13 protein-coding genes are annotated in these 17,193 nt (G+C 48.5%); 11 read left to right on the plus strand and 2 right to left on the minus strand.

From position 1 onward, the window contains the following. Positions 1-54: 54 nt before the first annotated feature. From ACI4J0_RS00175 to ACI4J0_RS00205, 7 genes are all read left to right on the plus strand, one after another. Positions 55-2,109, plus strand: coding sequence for a beta-galactosidase (locus ACI4J0_RS00175; RefSeq protein ID WP_439763793.1), 2,055 nt, complete (start codon positions 55-57; stop codon positions 2,107-2,109). Positions 2,110-2,435: 326 nt separating this feature from the next. Then, positions 2,436-3,107 carry a response regulator transcription factor gene (locus ACI4J0_RS00180; protein ID WP_439763794.1) on the plus strand — a complete coding sequence of 224 codons (672 nt, stop codon included), beginning with the start codon at positions 2,436-2,438 and terminating at the stop codon, positions 3,105-3,107. Between the two features lie 6 nt (positions 3,108-3,113). Further along, on the plus strand, positions 3,114-4,094 hold the full coding sequence (locus tag ACI4J0_RS00185; protein ID WP_439763795.1) for a sensor histidine kinase: 981 nt from the start codon (positions 3,114-3,116) through the stop codon (positions 4,092-4,094). Positions 4,095-4,360: 266 nt separating this feature from the next. Beyond that, complete coding sequence (locus tag ACI4J0_RS00190) at positions 4,361-5,554, plus strand: serine hydrolase domain-containing protein (RefSeq protein WP_439763796.1); 1,194 nt, start codon at positions 4,361-4,363, stop codon at positions 5,552-5,554. Next, on the plus strand, positions 5,551-6,372 hold the full coding sequence (locus tag ACI4J0_RS00195) for an ABC transporter permease (protein ID WP_439763797.1): 822 nt from the start codon (positions 5,551-5,553) through the stop codon (positions 6,370-6,372). The genes ACI4J0_RS00190 and ACI4J0_RS00195 overlap by 4 nt, the downstream gene beginning before the upstream one ends. Before the next feature lie 4 nt (positions 6,373-6,376). Further along, entirely contained in the window at positions 6,377-7,156 is a 780-nt protein-coding gene (locus ACI4J0_RS00200) for an ABC transporter permease (protein WP_439763798.1), read from the plus strand. Between the two features lies 1 nt (position 7,157). Continuing rightward, the gene (locus ACI4J0_RS00205) at positions 7,158-8,132 is read left to right on the plus strand and encodes an ABC transporter ATP-binding protein (RefSeq protein ID WP_439763799.1); all 975 of its coding nucleotides are present in this window, start codon (positions 7,158-7,160) and stop codon (positions 8,130-8,132) included. A 55-nt stretch (positions 8,133-8,187) separates the two neighbouring features. Here ACI4J0_RS00205 and ACI4J0_RS00210 read toward each other — a convergent pair whose 3' ends face one another. Together ACI4J0_RS00210 and ACI4J0_RS00215 are read right to left on the minus strand one after the other, a co-directional pair. Further along, positions 8,188-9,660, minus strand: coding sequence for a DUF2828 family protein (locus ACI4J0_RS00210; RefSeq protein WP_439763800.1), 1,473 nt, complete (start codon positions 9,658-9,660; stop codon positions 8,188-8,190). Between the two features lie 678 nt (positions 9,661-10,338). Continuing rightward, the gene (locus ACI4J0_RS00215) at positions 10,339-11,565 is read right to left on the minus strand and encodes an RtcB family protein (RefSeq protein WP_439763806.1); all 1,227 of its coding nucleotides are present in this window, start codon (positions 11,563-11,565) and stop codon (positions 10,339-10,341) included. A 157-nt stretch (positions 11,566-11,722) separates the two neighbouring features. Between ACI4J0_RS00215 and ACI4J0_RS00220 the strand changes: the two genes are divergently transcribed. From ACI4J0_RS00220 to ACI4J0_RS00235, 4 genes are all read left to right on the plus strand, one after another. Next, a complete protein-coding gene (locus ACI4J0_RS00220; protein WP_439763801.1) occupies positions 11,723-13,282 on the plus strand; it encodes a hypothetical protein in 1,560 nt (519 codons plus the stop codon). Between the two features lie 4 nt (positions 13,283-13,286). Further along, positions 13,287-14,528 carry a WYL domain-containing protein gene (locus ACI4J0_RS00225; RefSeq protein WP_439763802.1) on the plus strand — a complete coding sequence of 414 codons (1,242 nt, stop codon included), beginning with the start codon at positions 13,287-13,289 and terminating at the stop codon, positions 14,526-14,528. 3 nt (positions 14,529-14,531) lie between these two features. Then, the gene (locus tag ACI4J0_RS00230; RefSeq protein WP_439763803.1) at positions 14,532-15,536 is read left to right on the plus strand and encodes a WYL domain-containing protein; all 1,005 of its coding nucleotides are present in this window, start codon (positions 14,532-14,534) and stop codon (positions 15,534-15,536) included. Positions 15,537-15,702: 166 nt separating this feature from the next. Further along, positions 15,703-17,085 (plus strand): glycine--tRNA ligase, encoded by a 1,383-nt coding sequence (locus tag ACI4J0_RS00235; RefSeq protein ID WP_439763804.1) that lies wholly within the window; start codon positions 15,703-15,705, stop codon positions 17,083-17,085. Positions 17,086-17,193 lie beyond the last annotated feature (108 nt).

A 17,193-nucleotide genomic window follows, 5' to 3' on the forward strand; every position in this document is an offset into this window, starting at 1 on the left:
TGCCGATGAATGATACTCATCGGCAGAAAATTTATACCGAAAGGACAAGTACCAATGAAGGGGAATTTTTCATATAACAATAAATATATCATCAAGGACGGAAAGCCTTATTTTCCCGTTATGGGCGAGTTCCATTATTCCCGTTATCCTGCGGATATGTGGGAAAAGGAGCTTCTGAAAATGAAAGCGGGAGGCGTGGATATAGTATCAAGCTATGTGATATGGATACATCACGAGGAGATAGAGGGGGAGTATGATCTCACAGGCAGCAGGGATCTGAGAAGCTTTGTTCGGACCTGCGAAAAATGCGGTATGTATATGTTTCTGAGGATCGGTCCCTGGAGCCATGCGGAAGCACGCAACGGCGGTTTTCCCGACTGGCTGGTGAAGAAGCATAAGAATATCAGGACAAACGATGAAGGCTATCTTGCCGATGTAAAGAAATTTTACAGCAGGATATACGAAGAAGTAAAGGGCTGCTTTATAAAAGACGGCGGCGCAATTATCGGAGTTCAGATAGAAAACGAATACGGTCACTGCGGCGGTCTTACCGGTGAGGAGGGCGAGAAGCATATGCGTATCCTTACCGAAATGGCTAAGGAGATAGGCTTCGATGCTCCCCTTTATACCGCAACAGGCTGGGGCGGTGCCGTTACGGGAGGACTTCTCCCCGTAATGGGCGGCTACTGCGACGCTCCCTGGGACCGGAGCACCGATAAGCTTGCTCCAAGCGGCAACTATGTTATCACCTATGAAAGAAACGACCATGGCATAGGCTCCGATCATCATATCGGTTACGGAGTTACCTTTGATTACAGCGATTTTCCCTATCTCACCGCAGAGCTGGGCGGAGGACTTCAGGTAACAAAGCACAGGAGGACCGTTCCAAGCGGACAGGACATCGGCGCCATGTCTTTGGCAAAGCTTGCAAGCGGCTGTGATTTGCTGGGATATTATATGTATCACGGCGGAACAAATCCCCACGGAAAGCTTACGACCCTGCAGGAATCCACCGAAACGGGGTATCTTAACGACCTTCCCGAATATTCCTATGATTTCAAGGCACCGCTTCGTGAGTACGGTCAGCGTGCGGAAAGCTTTGGTGAAATAAAGCTGCTGGCAATGTTTGTAAAGGATTTCGGCAGCGAGCTGTGCGATATGCCCGCATATATCCCCGAAGGCACATCCTCCGACCCGAATGACCTTACCGACCTGAGAATGTCGGTGCGTCATAACGGAAAGAAGGGCTATATCTTTGTAAATAACTATCAGCGCCTTTATGATATGGCAAAGCACAAGGATACCGTTCTTTCGGCAGAGCTTGACGGTGAAAAAATAACCCTTCCTCCCGTTGACATCAGAAACGGAGACTATTTCTTCTATCCCGTAAATATGCAGACAGGCGGGGGGACGCTTAAATATATCACCGCCACACCTCTTTGTATGATAAACGGAAAAGCGGTGCTATATACCGACAGACCATACGAATATGAAGCTGTCGGCAACGCGGAATTTGCGGTCATAAGCAGAGATGACGCACTTAACGCATACAAGATAAACATTCGTGGAGAAGAGTATCTTATCATATCCGAGGGGATAGTATGCGAAAAGGATAACGGTTTCAGGCTTTACTGCGAAAGCTCTCCCGTAATAAAAACCTACCCTAAGCTGCGTAATGTCCCGGAAGGCTTTGTGTACAAAGCAGAAGAAAAGGGACTTCATATTTATGCCTGCGCAGACAGCACGGAAAACAAGCCCTCCGTTTCCTTCAAGCTTATTTCCGAAAATGACGGCGTGAAAAAATACGAGATAAATATTTCGGATATCCCGGAGTGCGAGGAGTGTTATGTGAAGATAGACTACACAGGAAATATGTCCCGCCTTTACATTGACGGACGGCTTGCCGATGATGATTTCTATACGGGCGAGGGCTGGACAACAGGTCTTGCACGCTATGGCTTTCCGAAGAAATTTGAAGTCGAGATATATCCGCTTTACAAAGATGACCATATCTACTTTGAACGCACACCCGAGTTTGACGGCAGTATGATAAGCGAGATCACCTCTGCAAATGCCGTCTGTGAATATGCTTTTGATATCGAATTATAACGTTTACTAAACAGCTACTAAACAGCATTAGAATAATAAAAAATTATCGCCGCAAGACCCTGCGTTTAATGGAGCTTGCGGCGATAATTTTTTTATGACCGATCGTTCTGTGGATACAGACGGCGGATAGAATACGTCGTGGTCAAGGAAAACGGACCCGGGAGGGCTTGCGCCTTTATTGCGTTAAAGCTTTGACAAACCGCATTAAATATGCTATACTACTGTTGGCAAGCGAAAACTAAAAAATTATTTGATATGACAGTGCTTTTATGGTCAACAGCAGTAAATCGGAGCTTATCTGCTGCCCGTTTCAAAGGAGACCCACAATGTACAAAATACTTATAATAGAGGACGACCGCACCATTGCGAACGCCGTGAAAAATCATCTTGAAAAATGGGGCTTTGAGGCAAAATGCGCCGAGAATTTCAAGGATATAATGAGGGAATTTTCCGAGTATTCGCCTCATCTTGTGCTGATGGATATCGGACTGCCCTTTTACAACGGCTTTTATCACTGCTCGGAGATACGCAGGATATCAAAGGTGCCCGTTGTTTTTCTCTCCTCCGCATCGGACAATATGAATATCGTAATGGCGATGAATATGGGCGGCGATGATTTTATTGCAAAGCCCTTTGACCTGACCGTTCTTATGGCAAAGATCCAGGCGATACTGCGGCGCACATACGACTTCGGTTCGGAGACAAACGTCATTACCCATAAGGGAGCAATGCTCAATATTTCCGACGCGACACTCAGCTTTAACGGAGAGAAAATCGACCTTACAAAGAACGAGTACCGAATTTTGCTGACCCTGCTTGAAAACAAGGGCAAGGTGGTGAGCAGGGAGCTTCTTATGAACAAGCTATGGGAGACCGACAGCTATGTTGACGAAAATACCCTTACTGTCAACGTGTCAAGGCTCAGAAAGAAGCTGGAAAGATCGGGGCTTACCGATTTTATCGAAACAAGATCGGGAATGGGTTATATTGTGGAGTGATTTTAAATGACAGCTGATTATTTCAGATCTCACATAAAGAGCATTATTGTCTGGCTTATCATCTGCGCCTTGTTTGCGCTTGTGTTTTTGCTGTACGGACTGCCTGTTGCTCCTGTGCTTTACGGAGCATTGTTGAGCGGTTTTTTCGGGCTTGTTTTTCTGATAATTGATTTTTTCTCCTACCGCCGCAGACGAATTATCCTGCAAAGGCTTGCGGAGGAGATCACCCTTTCTGCCGATAATATCCCCCTGCCCCGAAACGGCATTGAGGAAGAATATACAAGGCTCATCCATACCCTTTACGACTCGCTCAAGGCATCGGAAAACGAAGCCGCAGAAAAACTTTCGGATATGACGGATTACTACACAATGTGGGTCCATCAGATAAAAACGCCCATTGCCGCAATGGGGCTGATATTACAGGGCGGGGACAGCCCCGAATACAGCGAGCTGTCGGAAAATCTGCAGAGGATAGAGCAGTATGCGGATATGGTGCTTTGCTATCTCCGCCTTGACAGCGACAGCAGCGACCTTGTTATCAGAGAATATGACCTTGACGGGATCGTGAGACAGGCTGTCCGGAAATTTTCCTCACAATTTATCCGCAGGCGGTTAAAGCTTATCTACGAGCCCCTTGACAAAACAGTTCTCACCGATGAAAAATGGCTTCTTTTCGTTGTCGAGCAGATAATTTCCAACTCTGTGAAATACACTCCCTCGGGAGAGGTGGAGATCTGCTGCGAAGAGCCTTTGACCCTGTGCATAAGAGATACGGGCATCGGCATAGCTCCCGAAGACCTGCCCCGTATATTTGAAAAGGGCTACACGGGCAGGGGCGGCAGACTTGATAAGAAGGCAAGCGGAATAGGTCTGTATCTGTGCAGACGTATCTGCGGAAAGCTTGGGCATAGGATAACTGCGGAAAGCGACGGCAGGGGCACGATAATAAAAATCGGGCTTGAAACGCAACAGCTTGAAATTGAATGACCTTACAAAAAAAGCTTGACATTTGGAAAACCTTGTGCTATACTTTACCTATATTACTTGAAAGGAGGCAGGCAAATGTTCACTCATAACACTGACCGCGTTATCATCATATCATTCGGAAATGAGCCTTTGTCTGCCGCTGCGGAAGTATAGTTATCGCAGTATTTTTCCATTCCGGCGTACAAAGCGTGCATTTCTGTCCGAAGTGCACGCTTTTTATTTTTCGCACCAAGGCAGACATCAAACAATTTCAAGGAGGCTTATACATGAACGTAATTCAGGGAAAAACCGACTGCAGACCTATGGAAACAGGCTATGACGCAAGCAGGATAGAAATGCTGGAAAAGCGTTTCGGGGAAATGATCGACAGGAAGCTCATTCACGGCGCCGTTTACTGCATTTCTCACAAGGGCAGAGTCATCGCCCACGGCGCAATAGGCAGAAACAACGGTATGGGCATTGACGCGCCTATGAAGCCCGACACGGTTTTCGGCATTGCGTCGATCACCAAGACCTTTACCGCCACCGCCGTAATGCAGCTTATCGAGGACGGCTATATCAGGCTAAACACACCCGTAAGCGAGATACTGCCCCAGTTTGCCGAAAAGCCCTTTGACGGCATAACTCTCTGGCACCTGCTCACCCACACCTCGGGGCTCTGTCCCGACGGTGGCTGTTTCCCCGAAGCTGCCCCCAAGGACTCATGGGAGCTTATCGAAGCAGCCGCGGAAAAGTGGGACGGCAAGGGAGAATTTGACTGGATATCCGCAGGCATTTCGGGAGGACTTCGCCGCCTTACGGGTACCGAGTGGCAGTACTGTTCATTCGGCTTTGCTCTTCTGGGCGAAATTGTCAGCAGGGTAAGCGGCATGAACGTCCACGATCATATCGAGGAAAAAATTCTCAAGCCGCTTAAAATGACCGACAGCGGATTTTACTTCACTCCCGAAACGGCAGCCAGGGGATTTCTCTACAGAGAGGAGCATAAAAATTATCTGGACAAGATAATTTCGGGCGAGATAAACGGACGTGACGGCGACGGCAGCGTGTGGGACAGGATACCAAACACAGGCGGCGGCATACATTCCACCGTTTACGACCTTATCCGCTATGCCAACGCGTACATATACGGGGGACGGCTTGAGGGTGCGCGAATACTCGGCAGAAAGTCCGTTGAGAAGATGAGCACCGTTCAGCTGCATAATGTTCCCGACCGCTGTTGGGGAGCAGATGAACCTGACCGCCTTTACGGCATAGGCTTTGATATCCGTCACGGACAGTCCTTCTCCTATTCGGACAGGACTATCATGCACGAGGGCGCAGGAGCTTCTTCTCTGGATATCGACCTTGAGGAGCAGCTTGCGGCGGCGTGGTTCGTTCCCTTTGACGAGGGAGCAAAGGGCTGGTCGGCGGAGCCTTTGTACAATGTACAGAACATTATCTGGTCGGGGCTTATATGATGGGTTTTATAAAGCAAAAATTTGAGATGTGCAAAGCGGTGGCGCTGGTTACCTACAAGGAGTGGAGCGCCTACCGCACACATTCGCTGGTGTCGGTCTTTGTGGGACCCGTGTATTTTATCGTGCAGTATTTCATCTGTACGGCGATATACAGTGAAAACAGCATTCTGGGCGGAATGGAATTTGAGCAGACTGTCCGCTACTTCGGAGCCTCTGCCCTTATCGGCTATCTTACAATGGATTTTGCCGACTGGAATTTGCAGATGCTGGTGCGGACGGGTAAATTCCTCACCTTCACCCTCCGCCCCATGCACCACAGATTTTTTGCACTCTCCCAGAAGATAGGGCACAGAGTGCTGGGCTTTTTCTTCGAGTTCCTGCCCTGCCTGCTCATATTCGCGCTGCTGTTCAAGGTGGAGATAATACCCCGGTATATGGGCTGGACGGTGCTTTCTGTGGCTCTTGCCTTTCTGATGAATTTCTATGTGAATTACTGCCTGGGAATGACGGCGTTCTATTTTGTTCAGGCAAACGGCATAAGAGTTGTCTATCAGCTGCTGGGGAATATTTTCTCGGGAGCGCTCATTCCCCTCAGCTTTTTCCCCGAAGCTGTTCAGCGGATAATGATGTTCCTGCCCTTTCAGTACACAAATTATATCCCTGCAATGGTGTGGACGGGCAATAATTCTATTGGCGAACAGGGAATGACTATCCCGCAGGCAGTCATGTATCAGGCGATAGCCGTAATATTTACGGCACTGCTCAGCGAGGTCATTTACCGCTCGTCAATAAAGCGCTTTACAGCGGTGGGAGCGTGATGAAATGAGATATATAAAAATCTATCTTGCCTGCCTGCATACCGCTTTTTCAAGGGCGGCGGCGTATCGGCTGGACTTTGTTCTTGGCAATTTCATCACCCTGCTTTCAAACATGATCTTTCCCCTGGCAACGGTGATCATCTATGCAAACGGAGCGAAATTCCCCGGGTGGACAATGTGGGAGGTGCTGCTTATCCAGTCGGTGTTTTCCATGTCAAACGCCATGGCGTCAATGATAAGCGGCAGCATTCTCTGGGTGACCATGGATCACATTCAGTCGGGCAGCTTTGAAACTGTATTATTAAAGCCCCTTTCGCCCCTGTTCTACATAGCGGCGGCGAATTTCGACACGGGCAGTATCGGCTTGTTCCTGGGCGGACTTGCTATGACGGTCATATCCGCATCGTTTACGGGCATATGCGGCACAGGCGGGATACTTCTGTTTCTGCTCCTGTTTGTTTCGGGAGCGGCGGTAATGTGCGGGCTTGACCTGATTATGGCAGCCATAAGCTTCAAATGGGTGGGCAATTCAAGGATACCCGAGATATTTGACAGCATAAAGGAATTCGGAAAATATCCTATCGGCATTTTCCCCAGGGGGATACAGGTGCTTTCATCGCTTATTATCCCCGCTGCCGCTGTGGGCTTTTTTCCTGCCTCGGCGCTGCTTGGACGGCTTGATATACGGGCGCTCATATCGGTGCTGCCCTGTATACTGTTCCTGCTTTTCGGGGTATGGATATACAACCGCATGATAAAAATTTACGAGGGAGTGGGGGGTTAAAATGACGGCGATAAAAGCAACAGAGCTTGTAAAATCCTATACCACATACAAAAGGGGCAGCGGCTTCAAGGAGACGGTGAAAAGCTTTTTCAAGCGTGAAAGGGTGGATATAAACGCTGTTGACGGAATTTCCTTTGAGATAGAGCAGGGGACTGTCTGCGGCATTCTGGGACCCAACGGCGCAGGCAAATCCACCACCATAAAAATGCTCTGCGGCGCACTTTTTCCCACAAGCGGCAGCATTGACGTAATGGGCTATTCTCCTGCAAAAGACAGAATGAAATATGTGCAAAAGATAGGCGCGGTATTCGGGCAGAAATCACAGCTTATCTGGGATATCCCCCCTGTTGACAGCTTTGCAATGAACAAGGCGATTTACGGCATATCCGATGAGGACTACAAAAAGCGGCTTGACGAAATGACAGAGCTTTTTGATGCAGACGAGGTCATTCACAAGCCTACGAGAGTTTTGTCTCTGGGCGAGAGAATGAAATGCGAGTTTATAATGGCAATGCTCCACAGCCCCGAAATAGTTTTCCTTGACGAGCCCACTATCGGTCTTGACGTTATCGCAAAGAACAAGATACGCGAGGTTGTAAGCGAAATGAACCGCAAGGGCACTACATTTATCCTCACCACCCACGACCTTGAGGACGTGGAACAGCTGGCGGACAATGTTATCATAATAAACCACGGAAAAAAGGTCTTTGACGATACGCTCACAAGTCTCAGAAATACTCTCGGCAGCAAAAAGATAGTAAATCTCACCCTGACAAAGCCATACAGCGGCGATGAGATAAACGGCGCAAAAATTATGGGACGGGAAAACGAGCTTGACATTTCCCTTGAGGTGGATACACAAAAGCAGCCCATAACGGATTTTTTGAAAAGCCTTACGGACTATGTAAGCTTTCGTGATATTTCCGTTAAGGAGCTGCCTATGGATATGATAATCACAAGGATATACAGCGAATAAAGATACAGCGCTCTGCAAGCCTTATGGCAGCAAAGCGCTGTATTTTTATGTAATGTTACGCCGCCACAGCCTTGTATCTCTCCCTGTTTATGACCTCCTCCATAACGGCGTCGGGGGTTATTCTGCCCGACTTCACCATATCGAAGATGGCAGGTGAGAAGCCCGAAACAAGGGTCGCTCCCGTTTCCGAAAGGGTAACGGGGAATGCGCTTCCTCTGCTGCAAAGGTTCCAGAAAACGATTTCGGGCAGCTCATAGCCGAAGAGTGCGTATTTTCTCTTCATGGCTTCAAAAAGGGTCAGGCTGTTTCCGCCCTCAACACAGCAGTCAAACTGCATATCCGAGAGAATGTACAGCCTTTCGGGCATATCCGCTTTCGGCACCCGGTTATTCACCGCTGTGTTCAGGATAAGCTCGAAAACCGCTTCAAGGTCGGTATTTGCGCACTCGTTATAGGAGGCGCAGTATTTTGCTTTTTCAAAAATATCCCTGCCCTTGACCTTTACAAGACGGGGCTTTCTTGAAAAGGTGATGAAATGACCGCCGAAAGCGCCCTTGTTATGCTCGGCAAAGTAAATTCCCAGGGAGAGGGCGGCATCAATGGGACGGGGCGTGTTTCCCCAGGTCATTGAGCCCGAGCCGTCTATTACCGCAATGGCGTTTTCCTTTGATACGCCATGGTCGGGCAGGCTGTTCCAGGTAACGTCAAGCGCCTTTCTTTCCTCCATAGAAGGATTTCCCGCAAGCACCCTGCGAATTATCTCATAGGGGTAGAGAGTATCCGTATGAAGGACAGCCTTACCCTCGCTTACGCTTTTCAGATATTCGCAGTAGCGCTCCCTGTCGTTTCGGATAAACGCCTTTTTGTACTTGAACATTGCTCCCGAGGGCTGTCTGCCGTAGTCAAAGCTGTAGTCCATGACCCTGAGACGATTTTCGGTGATGTCGGTGTATTTTCTCAGAGCGGAAAGGGTAAGACGGTAGCTTTTTTCGCTCATTCCCAGAATACTGCAAAGTCTCTTTGCGTTCTTCACCGTTTCCTTTGATGAAGCGTTCACCGAGGGGAGCCATTTGCCCAGAAGAGATACGGGCTTGCCTTCCGACATTCCCGAAATATCCGCCTCAAGCTGCGCTTTTATCACACAGACAGCCTCCTTTTCGCAGGGAGTTCCTATGAGAGTGCAGAGATCGTCAAATCTTCCGTATTCCGCAAAAAGGGGAATGTTCTTCTTAACGCTTTCGGGAGCGGAAAATGCCAGGTGCTTTACAGCAATGCGGAAAAAGCGCCTTTCGCCCAGTCCCCCTCTTACGTCCCTGGCAAAGAAGATTATCTTCATGGTCTTGTCGGGGTCCTCGGCGTATGCTTTCATAACAGCACTGCCTATTTCCTCTTCCGAGGAATTTCTCATTGCCCCTGCCTTGAAAAACAGGTCAAGGCAGTCGGAATGGGTGGATATGTATGCCCTTCCGCCGTTTTCGGTACGGGTCTCGTTTGTCTTTGCTTTCAGTGCATTTAAAAAATCAAACATAGTAACACTCCTTTTCACAAGACAGCTTTTACCGATAATATCGGGCAGGGTTTGAACCTGCATTGACCAATTTATTTTTGCTGTCACTGTCTTAATTTTTTTGGATACAAGGCTCTTTCCTCGCAGCGCCCTTGACGAGCATATACTGCGTCCCATAGGAAAAATTGCTGACTGAGCCTTTATGATAGCTTTACACGGCTCATTATTATTTCTGCTATTCCCTTTTGCAAGGTCTGCGAGTCGAACGCAGGGTAAGCTGAAAGCTTGGGTAAGCTGAAAGCTTGGGTAAGCTGAAAGCTTACCATAGCGCCTTGGAGATAATATTATCATACATTTGCTGTATGAGCCGTTAAATTTGATTGAAAATTATACAAGGCGCTTTGGTTTCACTTGGCAGGTGAATAAAATTTTGCTGTATGCGCCTTTGCGGGTGACGACCCGCGGCGAGGTCGCGCTGTGAGTTTGTGCGGAGGGTGAGTATTGTCTCCGCGCCTATAGATTTTGTGTCAGCCTGCTAAATCATAAATTTGGGGCAGCTTGTTTGTATCGTTACCGAGCTGTCCGCCTGCTCACGGTACGTCTTTCGATGCTCTGCCAACTGAGCTACGGGTCTCCCCGACAGGATTTGAACCTGTGACACTCTTGATAAATATTGCTGTAAGTACCGTTATGTGAAAATCAGCCCTTTACCACGCCCACCGTGAACAGCTTCTTTACCGCTTCGGTAAGCTCCTGCTGATTTGCCATGACCGTGTCAATGTCCTTGTAGGCAAAACGGGATTCCTCCGCAACGTCAGATTTCTTGTTTTTGCCGAGGACCACGTTGTTTGCCTTGAGGTCATTTATCACCGTGTCAACGGCAAATTTCTGCATTGCCGCAGTACGGGAGTAAAGCCGTCCCGCTCCGTGGGAGGAGGACATAAAGCTGTCGGCATTGCCCTTTCCTTTTACAATGTAGCTGTACGAGCCCATTGACCCGGGGATTATACCCATCTCGCCCTCCCTTGCGCTGATGGCTCCCTTTCGGTGAACGAAAACGTCCTTGCCGAAGTGATTTTCAAGGGCGGCGTAGTTGTGGTGGCAGTTTATCTCATCGGAAAAATGCGCCTCAAGCCCTGTGTATTTAAGCACATATTTTGAGAAAATATCCCTGACCTTGCTAAGCATTGCGGCACGGTTTTCATATGCAAAATCCATGGAAAGCTGCATCCAGTCAAGGTATCTCCGTCCCTCCGCACAATCCGCAGGGAGAAATGGGAGCCGCCACTCGGCAGGAACGGCGCTGTGCCATTTTTCATTAAGCTCAGCCGCAATGCCGTTAAAATGCTCGCATACCCTGTAGCCGAAATTTCTGCTGCCCGAGTGGAGCATTATGGTGCAAAGCCCGTTTTCGTCCTCCTGAAGCTCAATGAAATGGTTGCCGCCGCCCAGCGTTCCCACCTGAAAATAGCCGTCCGAGATGTTATCGACAAGCTCGGGGTCGCTTTCGTATTTTGAAAGCTCCTCCTTTGCCCTGTCAAGGACTGCCGAGGGCTGAGGGGTCTTGTAATGGGCAAAGCCTGTGGGAATGTTTCTGAGGATATCTCCCACGATCGCCTGCAAAAGAGTTCCGCTGCCTGTTATGGTCTCACGGAGCATCGAAACGGGTATATCCGTCTGTACAAACGCCATTCCGCAGCCGATATCCACGCCCACCGCATTTGGTATAACAGCCCCGTCGCAGGCGATAACGCCGCCTATGGGCATTCCCTTTCCCGTGTGAGTGTCGGGCATAAGCGCTGCCCATTTATATGTAAAGGGAAGCTGAGCAATATGCTCTGCCTGCTCAAGGCAGCTTTCCTCAATGGTATCTCTTTCCGCCCATATCTTTATGGGGAATTTGTCATTAACATTATGCACGAACATATCGCTCATTCCTTTCATCTCTTGTTTGCTTTCGATGTTCCCATTATAATCCAAAAATTCCCTGCCGTCATTTAAAAAAATCTGCGAACACTCTCAGGCGTATTGATTTGATTTTTAAAATGTGATATTATGGAAATACACAAAGGAGGACAGAGAAATGAAATTATTTGACATTTTATTCGGAAGAGCGGCAAAAAAAGAACAAGCCCCGAAGCCAATACAAGCAGAAAACAAGGAATATCATTATTACGCCGAAGATCTTGCATACGGACATAAAGCATATCTCTATCCCGCCCTTTTCGAGCTTTATAAATATGACAGCGAGGAAATAAAAACAGTGGCAAAAGCCTGCACGGATATTATCGGGAACCAAAACGGCAGGGAGCTTGCAGATTTTCTGTATGAGCTTAGAGTTGACTCTGCCTATATGTATCGTAATATCAAGGAAAAAAGCTACGGCAGATATAAGGAAATATGCGGTGATGATTTCCCATCACTCCTTGCGGCAGGAATGTGCCACTGCGACGGATATGTGAGAATGAACTGCACAAGTCAGATGGGGCAGTATCCGAAATTTCTTCCTCTCATACTTTGTATGTATAACGACAGGGTATCAAATGTCCGTCAGGCGGCGGAAAATGCATTTAAACAGGCTGTCCAAAATGCGGATATCATGACCATAGCCGAAGCCTCTGCCGAGGTCCCCGCTCTCAGACACTGCGGCAGACGGGAAAACGAGAGCCTTTCCGAGGCGGCAGAGCTTATGAGAAAAAGGCTCTCAAAGGAGCTTGATATATCCTCACTTCGGACAATGGAGAATTTCCCCGAGAGCCGCCGCCAAAAAATATACTCAGCCCTTATTTCTGAACATCTAATTTCCCCCGAGTGTGCGGAGTATATTATCAATAACGAAAAAGGCGTCATAAAAGACCGCACAGAGCTATTGTATATCCGTAAATTCGACCTGTCCCGAGAAAGGCTGACGGAATACCTAAAAAACAAAAATCCCGTTGTAAGGCATATTGCGGCGCAGAAGTTTATTGATACATACGGGCTTTGGGAGGGCGCGGAGGAAATGCTCCTTGACAGCACCCGACCGGTAAGGGAGCTTATGCTGTATCATTTCCGGAAGTCAAAGCCCGATTTTGATATCGCTGCATATTGCAAAGCACATCTGCCCGACCCCGGTGCCATAATGGCATTAGGCGAGGCGTACTGCCCCGAGGGAGAGAAGATCGCCCTTGAATATGTAAACTCCGAAAACTCAAAGATCGCAGCGGCGGCGGTATACACTCTCTGCAAGACCGCTTCGGACAAATACGATAAGCTTTACTATGAAATGATGTCCGACCCGCGCCCGAAAGCGGCAAAGGCAGCGTACAAGGCGTTTGTGTCCTGCGGCGGCTATGTTCCTCCCGAGCAGCTCTATGAAGCTGTTATCCAAAGCTCGGAAAATACCTGCCTGTGCAGGAGATATGCCTCTCTGCTCTGCCGCCCTTCTCAGGGAATATGGGAGGCAATGCCGCAGCTTGTAAGGCTGTACGACTTTCCCGATGAGTGCGTCCGCAATAAGGTGAGAAGTACAATACTTTCAAGAAGCTGTTATTTTATTGGCAGCTGTCACCGCAGAGATGAGATCAAGGAAATACTGTCCCGGTCGGAAAACATTCCCGAGGCACTAAAAAATGACATTTTATTTCAGATAGAACGGAAGTGATACCATGAGCGGCTTTTCGGAGCTTATCAAAAATTTCGACAAAACAAGAGATTACATCAGAGACTTTTTCATCTACGGCTTTAAGGTAAGAAACGAATTTACGGGCAAAAGCTCCCGAACCTATGACGACGAGAAAAGGCGTGCGGAAAGCTGGCTGGGGGACATTTTCCGCTATGACAATACCCGCCGCGGCAAGCAGGTGTCCATCACCGTTGACAGCGGGCATATAGACGAAAATCCGCTTTACAGCGCCTATTATTCCAAAAGCTTCACCGACAATGATATCAAGCTCCATTTTATGCTGATGGATATACTTGAGGGGAAATATCTGAATGTACGGGAAATAACCGAGACCTTGAACAGTGCCTACGGACAGCTTTTTGACGAGCAGACCGTCAGAAACAAGCTGAAGGAATACGTTCTTGAGGGAATTATCCTCTGCGAAAAAAAGGGGCGTGCGGATATTTTCACTCTTTCCTCCGACACAGCCGAAAGCTTTTTTTCAAAGTATGAGGGGCTTGAGGAGGCGGTCAAATTCTTCTCAGAGTCTCCCGAGTTCGGCATTGCGGGAAACAGCCTTTTAAAGACCGCAGGGCTTAAAAACGACATCTTTTTAAACAAGCACAACTACATCGTTCACACCCTTGAGGACACTGTGCTCCTTGACCTTCTTCGGATAATGGAGGAAAAGCGTTTTGCGCTGATAACCAATTTCGGCAGGGGCAAAACGGCGACCGAGACCGAAGGCGTGCCGCTTAGAATATACTCCTCCTCGCAGACGGGGCGGAGGTATGTGGTGATGTATCTTCCAAAATTCAGGCGCTTCAATTCGTTCAGGCTCGATTACATAAAAAGCGCCGCGCAGCTGGGGGTCTGCACCGAATACGATGAATACGCCGAAATGCTTTGCCGCTGCGAGGGAAAATGCTTCGGGGTCTCTTTCGGGGAAAGAAGCGGCGAGGGCGCGGGAGGAAGGTTCCGTATGGTACTCATGATAAACGAGGAGACGGAGGGCTTTGTTCTTGAGCGGCTTGAACGGGAAAAGCGCTGCGGCAGCGTCCGCAGGATAGGCGACAATTTATTTGAATATTCAGCCGAGGTCTTTGACATAAACGAGATGATGTCCTGGGTCAAGACCTTTATCGGCAGGATAGTTTCCGCGGAAAGCACAAATAAGCAGGTGACAGACAAGCTGTATCGTGATATTGCCCGTATGAAGCGGATTTACAGCAGAAAGGAGGAGTGACGGGTGAAGCTTTTTTCAGAGATCTACGGGGCATATTTCCGCTGTGCCGAAAGGATACTTTCCGAGGGGGAAGTGACCGAAAAACGGCTTCGGGAAATTGTTTCCCAAAACGCATTCCGTGACTCCCTTCTTTTTATCCCCGAGAAGCTCATTCCCGACAAAAACGGAAACTCCCTCTGGGGATTGCTGAAACGGAATGAAAACGGCAGGCTTTGCTCCGTGCTTTCAAAGGCTCCCCCGAAGATAATTTCAAGCCTGCAGAAAAGCTGGCTCAAAGCAAAGCTTTCCGACCCGAAATTCCGCCTGTTTCTTTCGGACGAGGATATTGCCGCTCTGTCAGAGCGGTTAAAAGATGTGAAGCCCTTGTATAAAGCAGGATATTTCCGCGAATTTGACCGCTTCACCGACGGCGACGATTATGACGATCCCCATTACAGGGAGGTGTTCGGCGCTGTTCTGAGGGCGGTCCGTGACAGGGAAGTGCTGTCCCTTGAGCTTACCTCCCGCCGAGGCACACGTATAACGAAAAACGCCCTTCCTCTGAGGATAGAATATTCGCGGAAGAACGACAAATTCCGCATTTACTGTATCACCTTTCCCAAAAGGGAGGAATACCTTTTCAACATCGGCAGGATAGAAAGGGCTGTTCCCACGGGAAAGCATATGGAAACGGAAACAGACCTTGAGGAATTTTTCCGCAGGAGACGGTGCGAAAAGCCCGTTACCGTGGAGGTGAGCGGCGAGAGGAATGCTGTGGAGCGGTTTATGATGGAGTTTGCGTCCTATGAAAAGCGCAGCGAGCTTGACCTTGCCACAGGGAAATGCCGCGCTTCCATTTACTATGACCTGCAGGACGAAACGGAGCTTCTTATCATGCTTCTGGGCTTCGGTCCCGTTCTGAAAATAACAGGTCCCCGGGACTTCCTTCAAAAGGTCGGGGAGAGGGTGGAAAGGCAGTATGAGCTGTTTTATCCAAAGAGTGATGACGCTCATATTGCCGAGCCTTGAATGATATATCATAGGCGGATAGGATAATACGTAAATTTTTGAGCGGTTTTGTGCAAAGATAGGGCAAATCACTTGACAACAGCCACGATTTGGAATATAATTAAATATAACTATTGATATTATTTGCCGCTTATCGGCAAGAATGTATAAAAGGTGGTTAAATCTTATGGCAGCAGAAAAAACTATGGACAAAATCGTTGCTCTCTGTAAGGGCAGAGGCTTTGTATATCCCGGAAGCGAGATATACGGCGGCCTTGCCAATACATGGGACTACGGCCCTCTCGGCGTTGAGCTTAAAAACAACATCAAAAAGGCGTGGCTCAAGAAATTCGTTCAGGAAAGTCCCTACAATGTAGGTCTTGACTCCGCTATCCTTATGAATCCTCAGACATGGGTGGCTTCGGGTCATATCGGCGGATTTTCCGACCCTCTTATGGACTGCAAGGAGTGCAAGACCCGTCACCGTGCAGATAAGCTCATTGAGGATTTTGACGGCACAAACGTGGCAGGCTGGACAAATCAGCAGATGCTCGAATATATCGACAAAAACAATATCGTATGTCCTCAGTGCGGCAAGAAGAACTTTACCGATATCCGTCAGTTCAATCTGATGTTCAAGACCTTCCAGGGCGTTACCGAGGACTCCAAGGCTGAGCTTTATCTCCGTCCCGAGACCGCTCAGGGTATTTTCGTAAACTTCAACAATATCCAGAGAACTACCCGCAAAAAGGTTCCCTTCGGCGTTGGTCAGGTGGGTAAATCCTTCAGAAACGAGATAACTCCCGGCAACTTTATATTCCGTGTAAGAGAGTTTGAGCAGATGGAGCTTGAATTCTTCTGCAAGCCCGGCACCGACCTGGAGTGGTTCCAGTACTGGAGAAGCTACTGCAAGGACTTCCTTCTGGGTCTGGGCATCAATGAAGAGCACCTGAGACTCCGTGACCACTCTCCCGAGGAGCTTTGCTTCTACTCCAAGGCAACTACCGACTTTGAGTATCTCTTCCCCTTCGGCTGGGGCGAGCTCTGGGGCATTGCGGACAGAACCGACTATGACCTCACTCAGCATATGAAGACCAGCGGCAAGTCTATGGAATATTTCGACCCCGAGACCAACGAGAAGTACGTTCCCTACGTTATCGAGCCTTCTCTCGGCGTTGAGAGACTTTTCCTCACCATTGTCTGCGAGGCATATGACGAGGAGGAGATAGGCGAGGGCGACAAGTCCGACGTAAGAACAGTTATGCACCTCCACCCCGCTCTTGCACCCGTTAAGGCTGCGATACTTCCTCTTACAAAGAAGCTCAAGGAGCCTGCTGTCGAGCTTTACACCAAGCTTGCAAAGAAGTGGAACGTTGAGTATGACGAGGCAGGTCAGATAGGCAAGCGTTACCGCCGTCAGGACGAGATAGGCACTCCCTTCTGCATCACCTATGATTTCGACACTCTCGAGGACGGCTGCGTTACCGTTCGCGACAGAGACACTATGGCTCAGCAGAGAGTCAAGATCGACGAGCTTATCGATTATATTGACAAGAAGCTGGAATACTAAGTCATCTGATATTAAAAGCTCCTGTGGGAATTTTCTCACAGGAGCTTTCAGCTTGTCGATAAAGCGGATAAATGAAAAAAGTTGCACAAATAAACACAACACTAAAAG

The organism is Huintestinicola sp. (genome assembly GCF_051882455.1).
Classification (GTDB): domain Bacteria; phylum Bacillota; class Clostridia; order Oscillospirales; family Ruminococcaceae; genus Huintestinicola.

Bases quoted from the DNA above. Each gene is read 5' to 3' on its own strand.
- ACI4J0_RS00225 (WP_439763802.1), top strand. From the start codon at position 13,287: ATGAGCGGCTTTTCGGAGCTTATCAAAAATTTCGACAAAACAAGAGAT.
- ACI4J0_RS00175 (WP_439763793.1), top strand. From the start codon at position 55: ATGAAGGGGAATTTTTCATATAACAATAAATATATCATCAAGGACGGA.
- ACI4J0_RS00180 (WP_439763794.1), top strand. From the start codon at position 2,436: ATGTACAAAATACTTATAATAGAGGACGACCGCACCATTGCGAACGCC.
- ACI4J0_RS00190 (WP_439763796.1), top strand. From the start codon at position 4,361: ATGAACGTAATTCAGGGAAAAACCGACTGCAGACCTATGGAAACAGGC.
- ACI4J0_RS00220 (WP_439763801.1), top strand. From the start codon at position 11,723: ATGAAATTATTTGACATTTTATTCGGAAGAGCGGCAAAAAAAGAACAA.
- ACI4J0_RS00195 (WP_439763797.1), top strand. From the start codon at position 5,551: ATGATGGGTTTTATAAAGCAAAAATTTGAGATGTGCAAAGCGGTGGCG.
- ACI4J0_RS00210 (WP_439763800.1), bottom strand. From the start codon at position 9,660: ATGTTTGATTTTTTAAATGCACTGAAAGCAAAGACAAACGAGACCCGT.
- ACI4J0_RS00185 (WP_439763795.1), top strand. From the start codon at position 3,114: ATGACAGCTGATTATTTCAGATCTCACATAAAGAGCATTATTGTCTGG.
- ACI4J0_RS00235 (WP_439763804.1), top strand. From the start codon at position 15,703: ATGGCAGCAGAAAAAACTATGGACAAAATCGTTGCTCTCTGTAAGGGC.
- ACI4J0_RS00200 (WP_439763798.1), top strand. From the start codon at position 6,377: ATGAGATATATAAAAATCTATCTTGCCTGCCTGCATACCGCTTTTTCA.
- ACI4J0_RS00215 (WP_439763806.1), bottom strand. From the start codon at position 11,565: ATGTTCGTGCATAATGTTAATGACAAATTCCCCATAAAGATATGGGCG.
- ACI4J0_RS00205 (WP_439763799.1), top strand. From the start codon at position 7,158: ATGACGGCGATAAAAGCAACAGAGCTTGTAAAATCCTATACCACATAC.